This is a genomic window from Psychrobacter jeotgali, assembly GCF_904846315.1.
Taxonomy (GTDB): domain Bacteria; phylum Pseudomonadota; class Gammaproteobacteria; order Pseudomonadales; family Moraxellaceae; genus Psychrobacter; species Psychrobacter jeotgali.
On record NZ_CAJHAF010000001.1, the window covers coordinates 2,516,526 to 2,534,381 of the forward strand.

Annotated in this window: 15 protein-coding genes; 8 read left to right on the top strand and 7 right to left on the bottom strand. The window is 42.1% G+C overall.

The genetic code is table 11. From position 1 onward, the window contains the following. Window positions 1–8: 8 nt before the first annotated feature. A complete protein-coding gene (locus JMX18_RS10405; protein WP_201587533.1) occupies window positions 9–266 on the bottom strand; it encodes a YheV family putative metal-binding protein in 258 nt (85 codons plus the stop codon). Then, window positions 266–2,467 carry a M3 family metallopeptidase gene (locus JMX18_RS10410; protein WP_201587535.1) on the bottom strand — a complete coding sequence of 734 codons (2,202 nt, stop codon included), beginning with the start codon at window positions 2,465–2,467 and terminating at the stop codon, window positions 266–268. The genes JMX18_RS10405 and JMX18_RS10410 overlap by 1 nt, the downstream gene beginning before the upstream one ends. A 482-nt stretch (window positions 2,468–2,949) precedes the next feature. Here JMX18_RS10410 and JMX18_RS10415 point away from each other — a divergent pair, with 482 nt between their 5' ends. From JMX18_RS10415 to JMX18_RS10425, 3 genes are all read left to right on the top strand, one after another. Then, window positions 2,950–4,062, top strand: coding sequence for an AOC03_06830 family ribosome hibernation factor (locus JMX18_RS10415; RefSeq protein ID WP_201587537.1), 1,113 nt, complete (start codon window positions 2,950–2,952; stop codon window positions 4,060–4,062). 205 nt (window positions 4,063–4,267) lie between these two features. Further along, complete coding sequence (locus tag JMX18_RS10420; protein ID WP_201587539.1) at window positions 4,268–5,026, top strand: endonuclease/exonuclease/phosphatase family protein; 759 nt, start codon at window positions 4,268–4,270, stop codon at window positions 5,024–5,026. Between the two features lie 133 nt (window positions 5,027–5,159). Next, complete coding sequence (locus tag JMX18_RS10425; protein WP_201587541.1) at window positions 5,160–6,164, top strand: NADP-dependent oxidoreductase; 1,005 nt, start codon at window positions 5,160–5,162, stop codon at window positions 6,162–6,164. Between the two features lie 11 nt (window positions 6,165–6,175). Here the strand turns inward: JMX18_RS10425 and JMX18_RS10430 are convergent, their stop codons facing one another. The 3 genes from JMX18_RS10430 to JMX18_RS10440 are packed head-to-tail and all read right to left on the bottom strand — an operon-like array spanning window position 6,176 to window position 9,658. Continuing rightward, window positions 6,176–6,793, bottom strand: a complete 618-nt coding sequence (locus tag JMX18_RS10430; protein WP_201587542.1) for an alpha-ketoglutarate-dependent dioxygenase AlkB family protein — start codon at window positions 6,791–6,793, stop codon at window positions 6,176–6,178. Between the two features lie 8 nt (window positions 6,794–6,801). Further along, a complete protein-coding gene (locus JMX18_RS10435; RefSeq protein ID WP_201587543.1) occupies window positions 6,802–7,704 on the bottom strand; it encodes an alpha/beta fold hydrolase in 903 nt (300 codons plus the stop codon). Between the two features lie 34 nt (window positions 7,705–7,738). Continuing rightward, a complete protein-coding gene (locus JMX18_RS10440) occupies window positions 7,739–9,658 on the bottom strand; it encodes an ABC transporter ATP-binding protein (RefSeq protein WP_201587544.1) in 1,920 nt (639 codons plus the stop codon). Window positions 9,659–9,970: 312 nt separating this feature from the next. Here JMX18_RS10440 and JMX18_RS10445 point away from each other — a divergent pair, with 312 nt between their 5' ends. Next, window positions 9,971–10,828: an EamA/RhaT family transporter gene (locus JMX18_RS10445; RefSeq protein WP_201587545.1), complete on the top strand. Its 858-nt coding sequence runs from the start codon at window positions 9,971–9,973 to the stop codon at window positions 10,826–10,828. A gap of 247 nt (window positions 10,829–11,075) precedes the next feature. Further along, window positions 11,076–11,966: a fructose bisphosphate aldolase gene (locus tag JMX18_RS10450; protein ID WP_201587546.1), complete on the top strand. Its 891-nt coding sequence runs from the start codon at window positions 11,076–11,078 to the stop codon at window positions 11,964–11,966. Between the two features lie 280 nt (window positions 11,967–12,246). Here the strand turns inward: JMX18_RS10450 and JMX18_RS10455 are convergent, their stop codons facing one another. Beyond that, window positions 12,247–12,537: an oxidative damage protection protein gene (locus JMX18_RS10455; RefSeq protein ID WP_201587548.1), complete on the bottom strand. Its 291-nt coding sequence runs from the start codon at window positions 12,535–12,537 to the stop codon at window positions 12,247–12,249. A gap of 230 nt (window positions 12,538–12,767) precedes the next feature. Then, the gene (gene argH / locus JMX18_RS10460) at window positions 12,768–14,141 is read right to left on the bottom strand and encodes an argininosuccinate lyase (protein ID WP_201588324.1); all 1,374 of its coding nucleotides are present in this window, start codon (window positions 14,139–14,141) and stop codon (window positions 12,768–12,770) included. A 224-nt stretch (window positions 14,142–14,365) separates the two neighbouring features. Between argH and JMX18_RS10465 the strand changes: the two genes are divergently transcribed. The 3 genes from JMX18_RS10465 to hemC all read left to right on the top strand — a co-directional run bounded on the left by JMX18_RS10465 (window position 14,366) and on the right by hemC (window position 17,806). Further along, window positions 14,366–15,394 carry a histidine kinase gene (locus JMX18_RS10465; RefSeq protein ID WP_227674633.1) on the top strand — a complete coding sequence of 343 codons (1,029 nt, stop codon included), beginning with the start codon at window positions 14,366–14,368 and terminating at the stop codon, window positions 15,392–15,394. A 420-nt stretch (window positions 15,395–15,814) separates the two neighbouring features. Beyond that, a complete protein-coding gene (locus tag JMX18_RS10470) occupies window positions 15,815–16,552 on the top strand; it encodes a LytR/AlgR family response regulator transcription factor (RefSeq protein WP_201587552.1) in 738 nt (245 codons plus the stop codon). 213 nt (window positions 16,553–16,765) lie between these two features. Next, window positions 16,766–17,806 carry a hydroxymethylbilane synthase gene (gene hemC, locus JMX18_RS10475; RefSeq protein WP_201587554.1) on the top strand — a complete coding sequence of 347 codons (1,041 nt, stop codon included), beginning with the start codon at window positions 16,766–16,768 and terminating at the stop codon, window positions 17,804–17,806. Window positions 17,807–17,856 lie beyond the last annotated feature (50 nt).

Below are 17,856 nucleotides of genomic sequence, written 5' to 3' on the forward strand. Positions count from 1 at the left end.
GGTTGCTTTTAATGCTTAAACTTGACCGTGCCACTAGTACCGGTAGTCATGGCATCACGAGCTAATTGATCCTCGAGATGATTTTTTGCACTAATAGCGTCAGGATCGGGGCGATGCTCATAATGTCCGCACTGAGTACATTCGATATATTCATCAGGCTCAGGCTTCACAATATTGACTTGTACTACAGCATCTATAGCCTGACATTTAGGACAGCTTACCCCCGCAAGGAACCGTCTTTTTGGTCGCTCAGATTGATAACGCATTAGCCAACCTCTTGTGTGTTTTGATCATTAGCGGCCCTATGGTCTGCAGCGTTGTCAAAGCCGCTATGACGTAGTAGTGCATCGATGCTGGCACTGCGACCACGGAATCTCTCAAAGTTAGTCTTAGCAGGCAGGCTACCACCAACTGATAAGATAGTCTCTCGAAACGCTTTACCTGTTACTGGGTTAAAGATACCTTCTTCCTCAAATTTACTAAAGGCATCGGCGGATAATAACTCCGCCCATTTATATGAATAATATCCTGCAGCATAACCGCCGGCAAAGATATGACTAAAGCCATTAGCAAAGCGATTATAGTCGGGCGTTGGCATCAGGGCGACATCTTGGCGGACTTCATCCAAAGTAGCTAGGATGCCCTGATAGTCAAGCGCTGGGGTATGCGCATGAATAAGCAGATCAAATAAAGCAAACTCGATTTGACGTAAAGTCTGCATACCGCTTTGGAAGTTTTTGGCGGCAAGTAAAGCATCAAGCTTGTCTTTAGGTAAAGGCTCACCGGTTTCGACATGGCTACTTATAAGCGCAATGCCTTCAGCATCCCACGCCCAGTTTTCCATAAATTGGCTGGGCAGCTCAACGGCGTCCCATTCAACGCCATTAACGCCAGCGACGTCACCAACGCTCACTTGGGTTAGCAGATGATGCAGACCGTGCCCAAACTCATGAAACAAGGTTAATACTTCGTTATGAGTGAGTAAGCTGGGTTTACCGTCTAAGGCTGGGGTGAAGTTGCCCACCATAAAGCAGACGGGTAACTGCTCATAGCCTTCTGTATCATGGCGATAGCGTGCCTGAAAGCCGCTCATCCAAGCGCCGCCGCGTTTACCACTGCGCGCAAATAAGTCAAAGTAAAAACCACCGATTAGACTGTCATCGCTATCAAATAATTGATAAAAGCGTACGTCGTCATGCCAGCTTGAAACTGAATTATCATTAGCCTCTTTACTAGAAGTCTTTTGCTCTTTGACCTTGATATCGTATAAACGCTCAACAATGGCAAATAGCCCATCGATAACTTTTGGCAATGGAAAATAAGGACGGATTTCTTCTTGTGATAAGCTGAATTTGCTTTGTTTTATTTTTTCAGCAAGATAAGCATTATCCCAAGGTTGCAGCTCAGCTATATCATAGTCTTTTGCGCATTGTTGCAGCTGCGCTAAGTCTTCTTTCGCTGTTGGCGTAGCTTGTTCAGCCAGATTACGTAAAAAGCTTTCAACCTCCGAGACACTGTCCGCCATCTTGGTAGATAACGATACCTCAGCATAATTCTCAAAACCTAATAGCTGGGCTTTTTGTTCACGCAGCTCTAAGATAGCGCTCATGATTTCAGCGTTGTTCAACGGCTCACCTTTACTATTGGTATGAGCATCAAACTCTGATGCTCGAGTGACAAAAGCGCGGTATAAGGTTTCTCGTAGCTCACGATTATCAGCGTAAGTCATCACGGCTAGATAGACTGGAATATTTAAGGTTGCGACGTAATAAGGCGTAGGCAAGGCATCAACCTGGTCTTGGGTAAGCTTAGCGTCTTTAAGCTGACACTCTTTATATTGCTCACCGGCGTCTGCTAGTAATGCTAAGCCACTTTCAGTCAAACCAGCCAACTGTTCTGGCTTTAGAGGTAAGTTAAAAGCTTGAGTGGCATCCAATATATTGTCTGAAAAAGTCGCTGACAAGGTCGATAGTTGACTCTGAATAGCAGCAAACTTATCTTGTTCAGATTTTGGCAAGGCGACGCCAGAGAGCTCAAAGCTCTGTATAGCCAGCTCAATCGCTCGCGCTCGTGCAGGCTCAAGCTGAGCAAAAAAGTCCTCATTATTCACAATCGCTTGATAACGACTAAAGAGCGGCTGATGTTGACCGACACGAGTGCTATAGGCAGACAATGTAGGCAATAGCTCGTGATGAACATGGCGAATATCATCATTGTTCATTACACTATTGAGGTGTGAAATAATGCCCCAACTGCGATCAAGCGCTAAATTAATATGATCAAATGCCATTATATCTGCCAGCGCTTGCTCAGCATCTATAGAGCCATCATTAGTATCTGTAGATGAAGACATTTTATCTAAAAAGGTGCTGGCTTGCTCGATAGCCGTAAGCACTTGAGTTTGTAAGTCACTAGGATTTGCAGCTGCAAAATCAACCAGATGTAGATTTGATTCAAGAGTAGTCATAAAGATATCCATAGTCGTGAATGGCAAATTATTATGTATTAAATTATTGTCCAAGAATAAAGGCAGACAAAGTCTCAATGTTAAGCACAAGGTTAGGCACAATGAAAAACTCAAGCTTAACGAATTTGCTGCAAGTTCTATAAAAGATGGGTCTGCTTTGATACAAATACAAGCCAAGTTCCGTTAGTAATACTCAATAATAGAGATTAGTAATTATATTCTGTAGACTATCAGCAGCGGGTTATTATTATAGATAGAATCAAAAATCCCACTCACTATCTTCTTTTGCTACGCTTACAAAGCGCTATCATTTGCTTGCAAAGCAACCATACAGCTTTTGGAGTATAACTGTTATTATAATAATAATAAGAACAGTCATGCAGGTCTTAATAAGCATGGCGATTAATAAAGGCTTTTTTTATTATATTATTTTTGTATTATATTAAAAGTCAGTTAGAGTAAAACAAATTAAGGAGAATTATATGAAAGCAACGCTTAAGAGTTTACGTGAGACCAAAGCTAATCCAGCGGTAAGTATCTTTGTTAAAACTCATCGTGAGCATCCTGCCAACGATCAAGATCCAATCGCTTTAAAAAACCAATTAAAAGTAGCTGAAGAGCGTATAACCAACGAGTATGATAAGCGTACCGCTACTACTATTTTAGAAAGTATCCATGAAAAAACTAAAGATTTAGATCATAACTATAATCTGGATACATTGGCTATTTTTGCTAGTACTGATGATGTAAAAGTCGTGCGTATGCCAATTGATACTACTGAGCGCGTAGTCATTTCAGATCGTTTTGCTACTCGTGACTTGGTACGTGATATGGCAAGTGCTGTCCACTACTATACCGTAGTGCTAACTCGCGATATGGCTCGCCTGATTGAAGCTTCTAATGATCGCGTTATTAAAGAGTATGATCAGCACGATGATGCGCAGAATAATATGGAAAATATCGCTTTTCCTATTGAAAATAATAGCTTATATACTACCGGTGATGCAGGTTCTGACCGCTCAGCCAATAAAGAGGACAGTTACTTAAATGAATTCTTTAACCAAGTAGATAAAAGCGTTCAAGAGTTGTGGGGTGAGCATAGATTGCCGCTGGTTGTCGTTGGTGATGCTCGTAATATCAGTTATTACCAAGCCGTTTGTGACCGTCCAGACAATATCATAGCTACCGTTTCAAACTTAACTTATTTAGAAGATGGTAGTGCCCAGCATATCATTGATGGGGTGCAAGAAGCGGTAGAAGGTTATCGTACTTCACTACATGAGTCTGCACTTAGTGAAATCGAAAAAGCACGTGGTACAGATATGTTACGTACTGACTTGCAAGAAGTATATCGTGCTGCTTTCCAAGGTGCCGGTGAAACACTCTATGTTCGCCGTGGTTATATGCAGCCTGCTAAGATCGATGAAAAAGCGCAAACGTTGGCTTTTGCTGATGATCCAGCCGCTGACGGTGTAACCGATGATGCGATTGGCGAGATCATTGAGCATGTCATGCACAATGGTGGTGAAGTTGTCTTTATGCCACAAGAGATTATGAGTGAAGATCAACCAATTGCTCTAGTTACTCGCTATTAATTATTAGCATAACCACAGTGACACATGAGTAGACAATAAGAGCATTGGTTCGTCATGAGCCAATGCTTTTTTTATCAGCCAAACCCTATTATAGTTGCCAATCATACATCAAGATCATTACGATACTGGCTATCAATAGCGACTATCATGTGTTTAGATAGCTTTTATATTGACTCTTTCTAACCCTCAGTGAATTACTAAATTTATGACTAATACCACCTCTTTTGTTTTAACCAGCTATAACATTCATAAGGGCATGTCGCCTATGAATCGCCGAGTAAAGATGCAAGGTATTGCAGAAGCGCTTGAAACTGTTGGCTCGGATGTGTTGTGTCTACAAGAAGTGCAAGGGCAACACCTAAGGCGCAATGTGCAATATAACGAGTATCCCGACCAATCGCAGCATGAGTGGTTTGGAGAATATTTGCAGCTCCAAGACAGTTATGGCAAAAATTCAGAATATGAGAATGGTCATCATGGTAATGCTGTTTTGAGTCGTTTTCCACTAGATCCCAAGCACAATGTAAATATCACCGTGAATAGGCTGGAGCAGCGGGGGGTTTTACATTGTGAAGTGCAGCCCATTGGCTGGGATGTGCCGGTGGTGATTCTATGTGCACATTTAAATCTGTTTGAACGCGATCGTATTAAACAGTATCAGGCGATTACTGATTATGTAGAGAATGAAATTACACCTGATCAGCCACTAATACTCGCGGGTGATTTTAATGATTGGAAAAAGATGTCTTGTGACAAACTAGCAGACAATTTAGATATGATAGAAGCTTTTAAACACTGTCACGGTAAGCTGTTACCCACTTTTCCAGCTAAACTGCCGGTATTGAGCTTAGATCGAATTTATGTGCGTAATTTAGTGGTCGAAGACGCTTGGGTGCATAACGGCAAGCCCTGGTCAACACTCTCAGATCATCTGCCTCTCAGTGCGAAGCTGGCTTTGGCTTAATATCTAAAGTGAAGGAAAGGTGCGCAAAAATATAATAATGCAGCTACTGGATAGGCTGCAAGATAATTCTATAAAGCAGAACTATAAAAAATCCATAGAAGTAGTAAGTAAAAAAGTATAAGGAGATCAAACCATGACTAATAATACTAATGAACAACTACCAACCACTCAGCACGCTGTAGTCATCCGTGAATTCGGCGGGCCGGAGGTTATGAGTTATGAAGGCGAGGTCGAAATGCCAACGCTTGATCAGGATCAAGTATTGGTAAAAGTAGCTTATGCTGGCATCAATCCTGTCGAATATAAAACCCGCCAAGGAAAAGGCTGGGGCGCTGATTTGATCCAGAAAAACAACTTTGATCAAAATAAACCCGCTATTTTAGGCTTTGATGTGGCAGGCACGGTGGTCAAAAGTAATAGTAATAAGTTTAAAACTGATGACCAAGTGGCAGCGCTTAGCTTTGATGGTGGCAGTTATGCTGAGTATGTGGCGGTCGATGCCAAGCTATTAGCAAAAGTACCCGAAAATCTCACGTTAGAACAAGCAGGTGCCCTTCCTTGTGTGGGTCAAACGGCACTCCAGTTTGTAGATTTTGCAGCTATTGAAAAAGGCGATCACGTAGTTATGAACGCTCCAGCAGGCGGTGTTGGTCAATTGGTGATTCAATTGCTGATGGAAAAAGTAGCCATAGACGATATCAAAGTCAGCGTTATTTGCTCGCCTGATAAGTACGATAAGCTAGACAAATTTATAGATAAAAGTAAGTTATCAGGTTGGATTGATTATACTAAAGATGAAGAATTCCCTGATTTGCAAGCGGATGTGCTACTGGATTTGGTCGGCGACGATGCCGGTGTACGTGCGCTTAGCCTGTTAAAGTCAAATGGTCGTGTATTGGTGCTACCCTCAATTTGGGTGGATAAGCTCAAAGAGGCGGGCGCTAATAAGGATCTTAAAGTAGAAGGCTTTAGGGTTGAGCGTAGTGGTCAATCTATGGCAGAGGTTTTACGGAAAGTCGCTGATGGCAAACTTAAATTGCATATCCAGCAAACCTTTCCTTTAGCCGAAGCCGCTGCTGCCCATACCGAACTGCAAAAAGGCAGCACGTTTGGCAAGATAGTTTTAAAAGTTAGCTAAGGTAAATGGGATTAGACAGTTAGCATCTGCCGAAAGGTAAGGCTGATTCGGCCTTGGTTGACTTTAGCGGTCTTGGTGATGGTGTGTTTCCAAAAACTTTGGGTCACGCCATGCATGACGATAAGTTGACCTGACTCAAGATAAAGCTCGACTTTATCTTGAGTTTTTTTATGCTTAAAGACAAATTTACGGGTAGCACCCAGAGATAAAGAGGCGATAATCGGCTGTTCGCCTAATTCCTTTTCATCATCGGCATGATAGCCCATGCCTTCGCTTCCTGAAGGATAATAATTCAATAAACAGGAATTAAAATCAGCAGTAATACCGATATTTGAGAGTTTTTGCTCGACAACCTGTTTCACGTGAAACACAGTATCTGACCATGGAATGGCTTGGCGTGAATGACCCGAGTAATAATAGCTAAGGTCATCAGCACCCATCCATACGATTTGACGTTTGGTCACATGAGTTTTGCCAAATAAGGTGACGATATCAGGCTGCCAAGGAAGCTGACATAGCAAAGCTTGATAAAGGTTTGTAGAGTCATCGATGATAACTCCTAAATCATTTACTTCGCCGTCATAGGGCATTAAATTGTCAGTCGGCTTAGGAGCAAAAAGGTCAGTCATAATAAAGTTCACAGGCTGTGGTGATACAGCTTATGAATAATATTAGCGCATTGTTTGGGTGCTTCCATCGGTAGTAAATGACCATAGTCGGACAAGGTTATGAGACGATTACTCGGTACAACCCCTTGCCAGCTACGGCGTACTTTAACGCTATTGAACACCGAGGGCTTACCCAGTACTAGCGTATAAGGCAGGTTAGTTTTATTAAGCTGTTTTAGAGCATTAGTGATATAAGGGGTGCCAAAATAGCTGGCTAACTCAAATTCAGGTTCAAATAACAGGGAGTAGCGACCCTCATCTTTTTTAACTAAGCTGTTGTTTGCAAAGGTATATAAATGCTCATCACTGATACGCCTAAAAGCACGCAGTTTGCGCAAATACTTATAATAATCGTCAACACTATCCCAATTGATTTGTTTGTTGCGTGTACTTTTAAAAGGTTCTTGGGTCATCAACAGGCTCCGCGGTGTATTACCATATACAAATGCTTGGGCTTTGGTAAAGGTGACAGGATCAATTAGATACAGCTGCGAAAACAAATCAGGACGTTTAGCCGCTGCTATAGCTGTAGCACTTGCGCCTTGAGAATGACCAATACCAATGACGGGTTTGTCTTGCGTCTGCTCTAAAAATTCAATCAGCGTATCTGCATCTTGCTTGCGGGTCATGATTTTATCGGTTGGCTTGTCATACCAGTAGCCGCGCATAGCTAGAGAGCTAAGCTGCATCTCCGCTGCCAACTCCTTTAATAAAGGCTCGTAAGTACCGACGGTAAAACCGTTACCGCCATAAAAATGTGCAGGCGGATTTTTGCTCTCGCTACCAGTATCAGTATCTTCAATTAAGCTTGATAAGTCATAATAACGGGCTTGTTTGTCATTAATAATGATACTTTTTGCCAAGTCTTCCATGATAATAGAACCTTCCTTTTCTAATGTTATAGAACTATTCAGAATCCCCTAAGAATCCACCACTTTGACGCCGCCACAAGCCAGCATAAACCCCTTTTAGTGCTAGCAGCTCTTCATGACTGCCTTGCTCAATAATTCGACCTTGATCCATAACTACCAGTCTATCAAGGGCGGCAATGGTTGAGAGCCGGTGAGCGATAGCAATGACCGTTTTGCCAGTCATAATATCATTTAGGCTCTCGGTAATAGCGTATTCAATTTCAGAGTCCAGCGCACTGGTGGCTTCGTCCAATAGTAGAATAGGGGCGTTTTTTAGCATAACTCTTGAGATGGCTATACGTTGACGTTGACCACCAGATAGCTTGACTCCGCGCTCACCCACTTGGGTATCAAGCCCAGTATTACCCTTATCGTCATATAAATCTTTGATAAAGTCCCAAGCCTGCGCTTGCTTGGTGGCATGGATAATCTCCTCATCAGTGGCATCAGGACGACCATAAGCAATATTTTCACGCACGGTGCGATGTAGCAGTGAAGTGTCTTGGGTCACCATACCAATTTGCTGACGTAGAGAGTCTTGAGTGACCTCGTCAATGGCTTGACCATCGATATATATTTTACCTTTATCGACATCAAAGAAACGCAGCAATAGATTTACCAAAGTTGATTTGCCAGCGCCTGAGCGTCCAACTAAACCAATCTTTTCACCCGGTTTGATATCTAGATAAAAGTTATCTAATAGCTTGACGGATAAAGGATTAAGCGCCGTTTGATCAATATTAACCTCATCGATTTTCTCGCCCTCTAAACTATCCGCATCCTGTTCGTTCTCGTAGCTAAAATCAACGTGGTCAAAGACGATATGCCCATCGGTAACTTCTAACGCAGACGCATTGGGCTTATCAACGATAGTTTGCGGTGCCGATAGTGTACGCATACCATCTTGAACGGTCCCGATGCTCTCGAATAGGCTAGCGGTTTGCCACATAATCCAGCGAGTCAGACCATTTAAACGCAGCGCCATAGCAGTGGCAGCAGCAATAGCACCCACGCCTACAGCGCCTTGTTGCCATAGATACAGACCAATACCCGCTGTACCACTGACTAAGATAACGCTAATCATATGCGTACAAATCTCAAGGCGGCTGACCCAGCGCATTTGCGCATGCACGGTTCCCAAAAACTGTCCCATGGCATTTTTGGCATAACCGAGCTCGCGGCGTGAATGACTAAATAATTTAACCGTCATAATATTGGCGTAGGCATCCGTGATACGCCCGACCATTAGCGCACGAGCATCGGCTTGTACAATAGCGGTACGTTTTAATTTAGGGATAAAAAACCATATTGCAAAAGCGACCAACACAAACCAAACCACAAAGGGAATGAGCAATAAGCTGTCTAAATTAAATAAAATAATACCAGTGGTTAAAAAGTAAACCGTCACATACATGAACATATCAGTGACGGTCATTACGGTATCTCGTACCGCTAAGGCGGTTTGCATGACCTTGGCGGATACCCGCCCGGAGAATTCATCTTGGTAAAACTGCATGGATTGTCCTAGCATGCGTTGATGAAAACGCCAGCGCATCTGCATAGGAAACACCCCTTGCAGGGTTTGGAAATGAATAAACGAAGATAAAGCAATCCAAAATGGACTCAAGATCATTACCGCTAGCATCAGTAGCAGCATATCGCCTTTTTCGGCCCAAAGGGTTTCGGGAGTATAAATGCCCAGCCAGTCGACTATATTACCAATCCAAGCAAACAGCATGGCCTCATAAATGCCTATACCGGCTGACAAAATCATGAACAACAGTAACCAGCCACGTAAGCCCTTAGTACATGCCCACAAAAACCTTAGCAAGCCATCACGAGGTGAGGGTAGCGGCATAGGGGTGCTGGGAAAAGCGGGCAGGCGGTTTTCAAAAAAACGAAATAGAGCATTCATAGGCAAAGATAAAATATAATAGTAGTACGTTCTGATAATCGAAACCAATCGTTATCTTGGACTTTTACTTTTGTTATTAGGATGGCTGACTATTTTAACAAACTTCCTAATTATGGCTGCAGGCTAATTGTAATTTAACTATAGCCTAATCTTACTCCTAGCAGTGAGTAATCTAAATAATGCTCACGATACGCTTTAGTCGAAAGATATAGATTGCTGCTAACGAAATACTTTGTTACATTCCATAGTTTGTTTCATTTAATGATTGGATCTTGCTGGCTGTACTGCACTTATATTCAAGGATAGAAAACCATGCTGTATTTAACATTAGCTGTATTATGTAGTGTCGCTGTTTCTGTATTACTCAAAGTATTACGGCAAAAAAATATCGATATTCGTCAGACTATTGTCGCCGGTTATCCAGTCGCCTTTTTGCTCACTTGGATTTTGTTACAGCCTGATATAAGTGGGATAAGCACTCTTGGCAATGTTTGGGTTATCATCATTGCGCTTGGGCTATTACTGCCTGCCGTGTTTGTTGTGCTTGGACGAGCGATTGCTGCCGTAGGTATGGTCGCAACCGATGCCGCTCAGCGTTTATCATTGATTATACCTATCATCGCCGCATTTTTACTATTTGGCGAGGTGCTGACAGCTACGCGTACGTTTGGCTTATTATTAGGGTTTTTAGCTTTAGGCGCACTGGTTTATCGCCCGCAGTCAAATATTACCAACCATAGCAGTAAAAAAACCTTGCAAACTCCGCTTTGGCTGTTTGGAGTCTGGGTAGGATATGGCATTATCGATATTTTATTTAAACAAGTGGCCAAACAAGGTGCCACTTTTCCGCTTACGCTATTTGTCAGTTTCGGGCTAGCGGGTTTATTGTTGTTTATCTACTTGCTCATTACCGGTGTACGCTGGCAGAGTAAGGCGTTGGTAGCAGGCTTGTTACTAGGTGCACTTAATATGGGCAATATTTATGCTTATGTGCGTGCTCATCAAGTGCTTTCTGAATCGCCAAGTATTGTATTTACGGGGATGAACGTGGGGGTTATTACCGTAGCGACTTTGATTGGGGTTGGAGTGTTTAAAGAATCGCTTAATCGGATTAATCTGTTAGGGATAATATTGGCAATTAGCTGTGTGGCAGTATTGTTTTTAGCATAAAGTTCTTGTTACAGTTAACCTGTTATAAAAATAAATAACAATATAACTCTTTTTAACTCGCCTGCCTAGTTTGTTAACTGACTAAGTACAGGTAAACTCGGTATCTTATGCTAGAGTAAACAACAACTAACTTAGCGTATTATTTTAACAGCATATTTTGTATAGGACTACTGTCAGCTACTCTTTTATGAAGAGAGCATGTTATTAAGAAAAGCATAAATTTTATTTACCAATAGAGGATATTTCGATGTCATACGAACAACAACTACAACAAATAAAAAAGGGTTCAGGATTCATTGCTGCGCTTGATCAAAGTGGCGGCAGTACGCCAAAAGCACTAGAGAATTACGGTGTAATGAGCGATGAGTATGATAATGATGAAGCTATGTTTGATTTAGTGCATGAAATGCGCGCCCGTATTATGACTTGTGATGCCTTTGATAACGAGCGTGTTCTGGGCGCTATTTTATTCGAAGATACTATGGATCGTGAAGTTAATGGTAAACCAACCGCCAATTATCTCTGGGAAGATAAGCATATTGTGCCTTTTTTAAAGGTAGATAAAGGCTTAGCTGAGCAAATGAGCGGTGTACAAGTTATGCGTCCTATGCCAGATTTAGATGCATTATTGGATAAAGCTAAAAAGTATCCGGTGTTTGGTACTAAGATGCGCTCAGTTATCTATGAGCCTAGTGTTGATGGTATTGAGCTAGTTGTCCAGCAGCAATTCGATGTGGCAAAACAAATTATCTCCAAAGGTTTTATGCCAATCGTAGAGCCTGAAGTCAATATTGATAGCGCTAAAAAACATGATTGTGAGCTGCTATTAAAAGCAGATATTTTACGTAACTTAGATCGTCTAAATGAGGGTCATCAAGTTATGCTAAAGCTGACTTTGCCAGAGGAAGGCGGCTTTTACCAAGAGCTGATTGATCACCCTAAAGTGCTTAAAGTAGTCGCATTATCAGGCGGCTATAGCCGTCAGGATGCTTGTGCGAAGCTTGAAGAAAACCCAGGTATGATTGCCAGCTTCTCACGCGCCTTTACCGAAGGTTTGAGTAAAAAACAAAGTGATAAAGAGTTTGCTGATACTATCGATACCTCAATTAACGAGATTTATCAGGCTTCTAAGGTTTAAGTTCATCGTTTAAATCATAAATTGATCTATATAATGGTTACTCAATTAAATAGATACACTAGATTATAATGCGAGACTGGAGACAAATTTTACTTGCGTGCTGTGTCTACGCTGACAGAGGCTGCGCAAAAAATGTCCCCAGCCTCGCTGTAGCCTTTTTATATTGACCTGACTCTATTGAACTCATAAAAAAAGCTTTGCCACCATCCAATGGTGGCAAAGCTTTTTAAGTATTTAAATAATAGACTAAAACTTAGCTTTTAGCTAAACGTCTAACCTGTTACTTCTCAGGCGTCCAACCTTGCGCGCGCTCATAGTCTTCGTTGTCCAAAAACTTCTCACGCTGTTCAGTCAAGAACTTCTTGGCTTCAGGATCCATCATGCTTAGATGGTTCTCATTGATCAGCATAGTTTGCTGCTCGAGCCATTCTTGCCATGCTTTATCAGACACCGTATCTTGGATTTCTTTTCCTTTTTTATTGGGGAAAGGTGGGTTGGCCATCTTAGGCAGGTTTTGCTGATATTTACGGCAAAATACGGTATTAGCTTGCGGATTAAAAGTCTCAGTCATGACGTGCTCCTTATTAATAAGGTTAAGTAAATTACAAAGTTAGATAGTAGTATCACTCTATGATAACGGTCTTTGTCCATTTAGCAAAGCTTATCAAGTGTATCAAAAGTAACCACTAACTTAGCGAATAAAATTAAAAACACCCGCAGCAATGGCGGGTGTTCTAAGAGGCTGTATAATACAATTTAACACCAAACTTATCGTTAAAAGCGTAAAGAAGGTAATAGCCTTTAAGCGAACGCTTTCAAACGCGCACGACCATTTACAACCGCTTGTTTAACTTGGTTAGGCGCCGTACCACCTAGATGATCACGGGCTGCTAACGAGCCTTCTAAAGTTAAGAAATCAAAGACGTCATCACCAATAACACTGCTAAATTGCTGCAATTGTGCCAAAGTTAAGTCACTAAGATCTACGCCTTCTTTGATACCCAAAGCAACCGCATTACCGACCACCTCGTGAGCATCACGGAAAGCGACGCCTTTACGCACCAAATAATCCGCTAAATCAGTCGCTGTTGCATAGCCTTTCATGGTGGCAGCACGCATAGCCTCGATATTCGGAGTGATATTAGGCAGCATATCAGCAAAGGCTAATAGCGAGCCGGTTAAAGTATCGACGCAATCAAACAGTGGTTCTTTATCTTCTTGGTTGTCTTTATTGTAGGCAAGGGGCTGACTTTTCATCAGGCTAAGTAGGGTCATCAATTGTCCAAACACCCGCGCTGCTTTGCCGCGTACCAGTTCTGGCACATCGGGGTTTTTCTTTTGCGGCATAATCGATGAGCCAGTACAAAAGCGATCGGGTATCTGCACAAAGTTAAACTGCGCTGACATCCACAGGATAATCTCTTCGCTCATACGTGACAGATGCATCATTAAAATAGAAGCGTTTGAGGTAAATTCAATAGCAAAGTCACGATCTGACACCGCATCGAGTGAGTTCTGACAAATCCCTTCAAAGCCAAGTAGTTCAGCGGTAATGGTTCGATCTATCGGGAAGGTAGTACCCGCCAGTGCAGCGCTACCGAGTGGCATCTGATTGATACGGCGACGTGTATCGACCAGACGTTCAGTATCACGATAGAGCATCTCAAACCAGGCCAGTACATGATGACCGAAGCTGACGGGCTGTGCGGTTTGCAGATGGGTAAAGCCGGGCATGATGGTAGCGGTATGCTGTTCAGCCAAATCAAGCAAGCCGCTTTGTAGGCGTACTAAAAGGGCGATGATATTGTCGGTCTCCTCACGTAGCCACAGACGAATATCGGTGGCGACCTGATCGTTACGACTGCGACCTGTGTGTAGTTTTTTACCCACAGCGCCAATGATATCGGTTAGGCGCGACTCGACGTTCATGTGCACATCTTCGAGGGTGATCGACCAGTTAAAGTCTCCGGCCTCAATCTCGCTTAAAACTTGCTTGAGACCGTCGATAATAGTCGCCACTTCCTCAGCGCTTAGAATGTCGCACTGGCCCAGCATCGTCGCATGGGCAATTGAACCTTCGATATCATGACGAGCAAAGCGCTGATCAAAACCAACGGAGGCGGTAAAGGCGGCGACAAAGCTATCGGTCGCTTCACTAAAGCGTCCACCCCACATCTGCTGCCCTTGAGCACTATCAGTGAGGTTGTCGGTGGTGGCTGCATTTGTGCTAGAATCATAGTCATTTGCAGTGTTATTTTGGTCGGGAATACTAGAGTTTGAAGAATTGGCGTTCATATTGGTCTAAGACAAGTCAAAAGAATAAGAGCTCAAGTATAGCAAATGATAAGGTTGCCTTACTAGCTGAGCGCTTAGACTTTTTTATTCCAAGGCTCATGAAGATGATGCCACCTTGGCAATGGCTGGTATATATCGTTTTTTGGTCATTATTCGTTACTATTATAGACCGTCATGACTTAGCGACATGGATTGATTTTTTAATTAAGTTTTTGGGGAGGGTTACTCAAAACGTTTTAACTATTATTCCAGCGCTATATTTAATTGATTACTTACGGCCCATACTTAAACGTCTCACTATTATGAGTGCCAGTTTCTATATTTTGCTACTGTTTGTTTTTACTTCTGTAGTCTCAGCCATGTTGGTATCTCTGGTACTGATTAATTTAGGTTGGCAAACCTATAATCCTCAAACGTTCAGCCTAAATATAATCTTTAACACCGTATTAGCGAGTGGCTTTACCATAGTATTTTTATTATATTTCTTGCAGCGTTATCGGGAGTTGATAGCACTTAATCAATCCTTTGAGCATAAACTTACCGTGCAGAATGATCTGATAAAAGCTCGTTTGGCTCCGCATTTCTTTTTTAATACCATCAATACTTTGCTCTCACTTATAGAGTCGGACCCTCCACGTGCTGCTCAATTATTACAACATGCCTCAGCTTTGTATCGAGCCAGTTTTAGCGGGACCCGTGAAATTAGCTTTGAGGAAGAAGTGGCTTTGTGTGAGCATTACTTAGCGATTGAGTCGAGCCGATTAGCGGATAAGTTGGTGGTTAATTGGCACCTTCCTGATGAAGACATTATGTATGATATGGTAATCACGGCATTGACTTTGCAAAGTGTCATCGAGAAGATGCTGTTGAATGTAGTTGAGATGACTACTGAGACTATTTATATTGATGTTGATGTCAAATGGGAAGATCATATAGTTATCATCACGGTTACCGTACAGTTGCCGAGCAAGACTTTGATGGTACTCTACGATTTACGCCAACAAGTCGATTTTTATATGCAAGCCAATCGGCTGAAGATCTATTTTGGCGACAGCGCTGATATTCAAAGCACGGTAAATACAACCCAAATTGAAACTGTAATTACTTATCCGTTACAAGATGTAGGCATTTAATAATCGCAGCATAACCTTATCGCTATAAAACACCTACATCGCCTCTACTAGCCACCGTGGTAAGATATTACTATTAGTTTAACAGCCTACCTGAATAAACAAACCTTTATAAACATAACAAATAATGGGTGAAAATTTGACTCGGAATTCTGCTGGCATGAATTTTGCTCAATTAAATTTGCTTAACTAAATATATATCTGAGCTAGCGTAAATAAGTAATTACTTAGCTTATGAAATATTTTTACCTTTGACTTATGTTTAATATGGATAAGTGAATATTTATAAGATATAGTGAACTAATGTTGCAAATTATTGTTTGTTTTCAAGAAAATAATACAATGTGGCTGGGCATAAAGAGTCTGTAATAGTTGAAGATATTGAAAATTATGCTCTCACTATGGAGCGATAATGGAGTTTACATGCGGATTGTAGTTTGTGATGATGAGCCGCTTGCTCGCGAGCGTTTGGCTAGAATTGTACAAGAGTCGGGTCATGAGGTGGTAGCGCAAGCGACAACCGGAGATGAAGCCATTGCAGCGGTAACAGCGAAACAACCTGACGTTATCTTGCTTGATATCCGTATGCCTGAGATGGATGGGGTACGCTGTGCGCAAGCTCTTAATGAACTTGAGCACCCGCCAGCAATTATTTTTGTGACTGCCTACGATAATTACGCTATTGCTGCTTTTAAAGCCAATGCCATCGGTTATTTGTTGAAACCGGCTAATAAAGATGAGTTGCTAGAGGCTTTAAATAAAGCTAAGAGTTTAAACGCCGCTCAGCTGAATGAGATTCGCAAACTTGAAGATCCCACTGCTCGTCCGGTACGTGAGCATATTACAGCCCGCACCCATCGTGGGGTTGAGCTAGTAAAGCTCAAAGATATTTATTATTTTACCGCTGATCAAAAGTACGTAAAGGTACGCCACAAAGACGGTATTGTACTGATCGACGATACTCTAAAAGAGCTAGAGCAGGAATTTGGTGAGCGCTTGTTCCGTGTTCATCGCAATGCTATGATTAACCTCAGTTTTTTAGATTATTTAGAAACGGTTGATTCTGGGCAGTATCTAGTACGTTTTAAAGGTATCGATGAGGCTTTAGCGGTTAGTCGCCGTCACTTACCTGCTCTACGTGATAAAATTCAAAGTATGTAAACCAGCCGTCAAAGCACTTACGAATAAATACCCCATATCATCATCCCCTTATTTATGCTTAAATAGGGGTATTTTTTTGCGTCGTATGCAGGCTATTACTGCTGCTGCGCCCTTATTTAATAACGAGCTCTCAAAAATTAGAGGCACTGTTAAAACACCTATTATATTTAATATAAATTACCAATAACACTATAATCCTAATCGAGGCCATTTATGAGCAACACTAACTCTCTTGCTGTAGATACGCTTAATATTGCTACTCGCCAAAGTCCATTAGCACTATGGCAAGCTGAGCATATTCGTGATCGTCTAAAAGCACTGTATCCAGAATTAACTGTAAATTTACTAAAAATTGTCACTAAGGGTGACAAAATTTTGGATACACCACTAGCAAAAATTGGCGGTAAAGGTTTATTTGTCAAAGAGCTTGAACAAGCTTTGTATGATAGGCAAGCTGATATTGCAGTCCATTCGCTAAAAGACGTGCCGATGCAGCTGCCTGAGGGTCTGACACTGGGGGTTTACTGTAAACGCGCCGCGCCAACTGATGCTTTTGTTTCAAACACCTATAATAGTATTGATGAATTGCCGCAAGGAGCGGTAGTCGGTACGGCCAGTTTGCGCCGTCAATGTCAAATCAAAGCTTATCGCCCTGACTTACAAATCAAAACCCTGCGCGGTAATGTCGGAACTCGTTTGAGTAAGCTTGATGCAGGTGATTATGATGCCATTATTTTGGCAACCAGTGGTCTACAGCGTATTGAACTGGATGAGCGTATCCGTAGTGAGCTTGATATCGATATTTGTCTGCCAGCAGTAGGACAGGGCGCTTTAGCTATCGAATGCCGTGAGGGTGACGAAGATATATTGGCACTATTAGCGCCGCTTAATCATGACAAGGCTCGTATTCGTTTGATCGCTGAACGTGCGCTCAATCGTCATTTAGAGGGCGGTTGTCAAGTACCTATTGCTGCTTATGCGGTCTTGCAACTGGATGATGATAGCGCGGCAAATAATAATGACGCTAATAATGATAATGGCAACAATGATCAAGGCAACGTCTTATGGCTACGTGGGCGCGTGGGCGAAGAGGATGGTAGTAAGCTGCTCAAAGCAGACAAGCGTATCACTTTAACCGGTACCCAACAGCAGCAAGAAGCGCAAGCGAACCAATTAGGTATTGATGTTGCAAAGCTATTGTTAGAGAAGGGTGCGGGCGCTATTCTAGCAGCGATTTATAACCCTAAAGCCTAAGCTGATAGCTCAATGTCGATAACAATTATTTAAAGTTAATTGTTTTTATA